This window comes from Mycobacterium sp., from assembly GCF_052144515.1.
Classification (GTDB): domain Bacteria; phylum Actinomycetota; class Actinomycetes; order Mycobacteriales; family Mycobacteriaceae; genus Mycobacterium.
On the sequence record NZ_JBKQQD010000251.1, the window covers coordinates 1 to 4,408 of the forward strand.

Sequence of the window (4,408 nt, forward strand, 5' to 3'; positions counted from 1 at the left end):
CCGACTAGGGCGAAAGCGATGATTATTGCCATTTGAGATCTTCGTCCAGTTGTTGGGCTTGTTTGTCACGCTGAACCGCGGGGCGGGTATCAATCATGACCTCTTGCCAGTGCGCCGGACTGTAGAGGTGAATGTCATTGCCGCTGGTGACCTTTAGCACACCGCCCGTGAGTATTTCATAGGTGGCGGCCTCCGAACATTCGTCATCCTCGTCGTGGCCTTTAATTTGTATCCACATTTTCATAATGGGAGTATCCCCCGTCGTCAGATCGGGATCGTTGAGGCTATTTGCAGGAGTTGGCTGATCTGGTTGCTGCCAGTGTGGCGGTGGGCCGATTGGTGACATGCGTGGGCTCGCGCCCCGAAATCTTTCCCGTTAACTTCGTCGTCCAGCGCCCCACCGTGCTGTTCAGGACTGCTGAACGCCCAGATGTCGACGGTGCGGCGTCGGTGATCCTCAACTGCCGGCACCTGCTCGAGTCCTCCGGGGATGGGTGTTGCTGCGCAGGGACATGACCTCGAGTAGATCGTCGGGTCGCGCCGCGACACGAGTCGCGAACCGGCGGCTGGTGTGCTCGATGGTCGTGCGGAGCCATTCGGCGTCGGTCTGGGAGGCCCGCTCGAGTTGCATCCGCCGCACGCGCAGCGGAATCATCTGCAGCGAGACCAGTTCGCCGCTGGTGGGATCGGTGCGGGTCAGATACAGCAGTCTGAGGTCGGCGCGGAATGATTCGTGCCCGCCGATGCCTTCGTAGTCGTCGATGACATCGCCGCAGCCGTACAGGATCGGTTTGCCGCGGTATATCTCGATCGGTCTGGGATGGTGTGAGGAGTGTCCGTGCACGATGTCGACGCCAGCGTCGATCAGCCGGTGCGCGAACGCGATTTCGCTTGGCGCTATCGCATAGCCCCAATTGGATCCCCAATGCACCGAGACGATGGCGACATCACCGTCGTGTTTGTGCGCCAGCACGCCTGCGGCCACCACGTCGGCAGCGTCCCGCTGCGACGGATCCCGGATCAGCCACACCCCGGACCGGTCGCGGTGTGCGGCCCAGGATTCGGGAACGCCGGCCGATTTCATCGCCACCGAGCCGACGAGCACCCGGTGTTCACCGTGAGCGCTGACCACCGCCGGGCGGCGTGCGGTGGGCAAGTCGGCTCCCGCCCCTACGCCCTGGATCCCCGCCCGGTCGAGGGCTGCGACGGTGTCGGTCAGCCCCTGATAGCCGAAATCGAGAATGTGGTTGTTAGCCAAGGCACACACGTCGGGCCGTAACGCCGTCAGGGCTGGCAGGTTATCCGGGTGCATCCGATAACAAACTGCTTTGTGCTCGGCGAATTCACCGTCGGCGGTGATCGTTGTCTCCAGGTTGATCAGCCGAACATCGGGGGCCGCCTCGTCGAGGAGGGCCAGCACCTCGCCCCAGGGCCACTGCCAATCCACCGGGCGCGGAATCGGCCCGTTCGCGTGTTCGGCGAGGCGGACGTATCCCCGCGCATCATGCAGATACGGTTCACGTAACTCTGGTTCGCCGGGATGGGGCAGGATCTGATCGACGCCACGCCCGAGCATCACGTCACCACCCAGCAGCAGCGTAACCACATCTGAATCACCAACCATGCCCGACCACCGCCACTTACAAATCGATCACACGTGCCATGCTGCAAATCCGAAGGGCCGTCTTGCGACGGTCGATCCGTTGCTATTGCGCCGACGCTAGATGGTCAGCGATCGCAGGTCAGGAGGCGTTGGTCCCCACGGGAGTGGCCCTACGGCCCTTCGGCGCGGCGATCGGTCGCGCCACACTCGGGGGATGAATGAATCCGACGGTAGTGGTAATAGCGGGCGTCCGTTGGCCGGGCGGCTGGCTTCGTTGCGCGGCGGTATGAGGCTGTTCGACGATCGTGTCGATGCCGGACGACACCTGGCCGAGCGCCTGGAATCATTGCGCGGCAAGGACTTTGTTGTGCTGGGCCTGCCGCGCGGTGGGGTGCCGGTGGCCTTCGAGGTCGCCAAGGCACTGCGGGCGCCGCTCGATGTGCTGGTGGTGCGCAAGCTGGGGGTGCCGTTTCAACCCGAACTGGCTTTCGGCGCCATCGGTGAGGGCGGGGTGCGGGTGATCAACGACTCCGTGGTGCGCGAAGCCGACCTGTCCGAGGATGAGATGGAAGCCGTCGAGGCGAAGCAGCGGGCCGAGCTGGCGCGTCGCTCGGAACGGTTCCGCCGCGGGCATGACCGGATCCCGGTGGCGGGGCGGACCGCGGTGATCGTCGACGACGGCGTCGCGACCGGCGCGACGGCCAAGGCCGCCTGCCAGGTGGCCCGCGCCCAGGGCGCAAGCAAGGTGGTGCTGGCAGTTCCGATCAGCGGACGCGATATCGTCGCGAGATTTTCTGGGTACGCCGACGAGGTGGTTTGCTTACACATGCCCGAGTTCTTCTTTGCCGTCGGTCAAGGATACTGCAACTTCACCCAGACCTCCGACGACGAGGTGATCGCGCTGCTCGATCGCGCCCGCGAGGGCTTTCGCGAGCCTGCGGCCACCACCACGTCTGATGACCCGCCAATACGCGACGAGGAAGTCCGGGTGAGCGCCGGTCGGGTGTCGGTGGCCGGACATTTGAAGATCCCGGAGCAGCCGGTCGGCGTGGTGGTGTTTGCTCACGGTAGTGGAAGCACCCGCCACAGCCCCCGCAACCGCTACGTCGCTGAGGTCTTGAACGCGGCGGGCCTTGCCACGCTGCTGTTTGACCTGCTCACCCCGGACGAGGAACGCGACCGCGCCAATGTGTTCGACATCGACCTGTTGGCGCGACGGCTGGTGGACGTCACCGGCTGGTTGGCCAGCCAGCCCGACACCGCGGCGCTGCCGGTCGGCTACTTCGGTGCCAGCACCGGGGCGGGCGCGGCCTTGGTCGCGGCCGCCGACCCCCGTGTGAGGGTGGGGGCGGTGGTGTCCCGCGGCGGGCGGCCAGATCTGGCCGGTGCGTCGCTGACCAAAGTCGTCGCGCCCACACTGTTGATCGTGGGCGGTCGTGATGACGTGGTACTGGGGCTGAATCGACGGGCCCAGGCCATGATGCCCGGTGAGTGCGAGCTTAGCGTCGTTCCCGGCGCCACCCATCTTTTCGAAGAGCCCGGCACGCTCGAGCAGGTCGCGGTGCTGGCCCGCGACTGGTTCATCGACCACTTGAGCCGGGTGGCTACGCCCGCACACCCGTAGTGCTGCATGAAAAGCCATGGGGGAGAGGAGATATCAGGGCACCCCATTCGGCTAGCTTCGCGGGGCGTGCTCCCCGGGCCGTGGGCATTCGTCGGGCACATGGATAAGTATTGCGTCGTCTTCGGTTGTCGCAGCTTGGCCGCGGCGATGTGCAATCAGGTAGAGCCATCCCGGTCTGATGGGCTGTTTGCAGCGGGCGCACTGTGGGTCGGCGGCCATTGCTTCTCCCTTCCCTTGCCTCATTATCTCGGCCATCATTCTCCGCGTCTTCCATCGTGAGTGAGCCGTCTTTCAGCAATATCGCCGTCGCTTTGTCTCGTCCAGGGGCGCACGCCTGGGGGTGTCGTCGGAGATGCGCTAACGACGGCGTCGGTCTGGATCACGCAATCCTGCGGGCTAGTAGCGTGGTGCAGGTGACCAGCCTGACGGCGACCGTGCCAGAGACAGTTGACGTCCAGGAGCTCGAAAGCGAAATCATCACAGCCGTGGCGGACAGGCTCAGGGATGATCACGAATATGAGTTGGTGGCAGAGGCCGGGGCCGGTGGCTCGGGAACCCGAAACGAGCACGCGTTGCATCCGGCCGGCAGCATCATCGTTGATAAAAAGCCGGGCGCGCTGACGGTCGAGCTCCACGGCGTCAAGGTTGACGCGCATGATCTCTTCACTGGTGTGAGCAGCGAGTTGGAGCAGCGGCATGGAGGGCTTCGCGTCGAGATTGGCTGACGGGCTGGTGCGTCGGCGTGAATCCGACAACCGGGGCCCGACTCCGCGCCCTATCCGGGCGGCTTTGCCTTCTGCGACAGAAAGACACACCAAAACGCCGGAAAACCAATCAGTCACGGTCTACCCGCAGCGACCCATGGCGCTGTGGGGAAGGGCGCCCCAATAGACCCAAGACGTGACCTTCGACTATCGCCAACAGCGGCCCGGCCGCACAGACTGCACACCATGACCACACCCGACGACACCGCCCAAACCTGGCGCGACGTGGCAGACCAGCTCACAGCTGCGCAGATCGCCCAGCTCGAGAGCCTCGAACGTGACGAACCGCACACGCTGCTGGAAATGGCGCGGCAGTGGGCGGCCAAGAACATGACCGCTGCGGCGCCATTCGACCATGTCGCGCAGCCCGCTGGCGCCGTGCGCACGTTCCACTGGCAGCTTGACGGTAACTGGTTC

Annotated in this window: 5 protein-coding genes and 1 pseudogene; 4 read left to right on the top strand and 2 right to left on the bottom strand. The window is 64.8% G+C overall.

Annotation, left to right across the window (positions count from 1 at the left end):
- Nucleotides 1-22 precede the first annotated feature (22 nt).
- Nucleotides 23-346, bottom strand: coding sequence for a hypothetical protein (locus ACLP9N_RS17045; RefSeq protein ID WP_442386976.1), 324 nt, complete (start codon nt 344-346; stop codon nt 23-25).
- Between ACLP9N_RS17045 and ACLP9N_RS17050 the strand changes: the two are divergent.
- Nucleotides 289-423: pseudogene (locus ACLP9N_RS17050) on the top strand (pyridoxamine 5'-phosphate oxidase family protein); the annotation flags it as partial. The gene ACLP9N_RS17045 and the pseudogene ACLP9N_RS17050 sit on opposite strands and share 58 nt — an antisense overlap.
- A 34-nt stretch (nt 424-457) precedes the next feature.
- Here the strand turns inward: ACLP9N_RS17050 and ACLP9N_RS17055 are convergent.
- The gene (locus ACLP9N_RS17055; protein ID WP_442408526.1) at nt 458-1,624 is read right to left on the bottom strand and encodes a CapA family protein; all 1,167 of its coding nucleotides are present in this window, start codon (nt 1,622-1,624) and stop codon (nt 458-460) included.
- Between the two features lie 265 nt (nt 1,625-1,889).
- Between ACLP9N_RS17055 and ACLP9N_RS17060 the strand changes: the two genes are divergently transcribed.
- The 3 genes from ACLP9N_RS17060 to ACLP9N_RS17070 form a co-directional block, all read left to right on the top strand.
- Nucleotides 1,890-3,227: a phosphoribosyltransferase family protein gene (locus ACLP9N_RS17060; RefSeq protein WP_442408529.1), complete on the top strand. Its 1,338-nt coding sequence runs from the start codon at nt 1,890-1,892 to the stop codon at nt 3,225-3,227.
- Nucleotides 3,228-3,640: 413 nt separating this feature from the next.
- Nucleotides 3,641-3,952 carry a hypothetical protein gene (locus tag ACLP9N_RS17065; RefSeq protein WP_442408527.1) on the top strand — a complete coding sequence of 104 codons (312 nt, stop codon included), beginning with the start codon at nt 3,641-3,643 and terminating at the stop codon, nt 3,950-3,952.
- A 225-nt stretch (nt 3,953-4,177) separates the two neighbouring features.
- Nucleotides 4,178-4,408: hypothetical protein (locus ACLP9N_RS17070; protein WP_442408528.1), on the top strand; the 231-nt coding region annotated here is incomplete at its 3' end.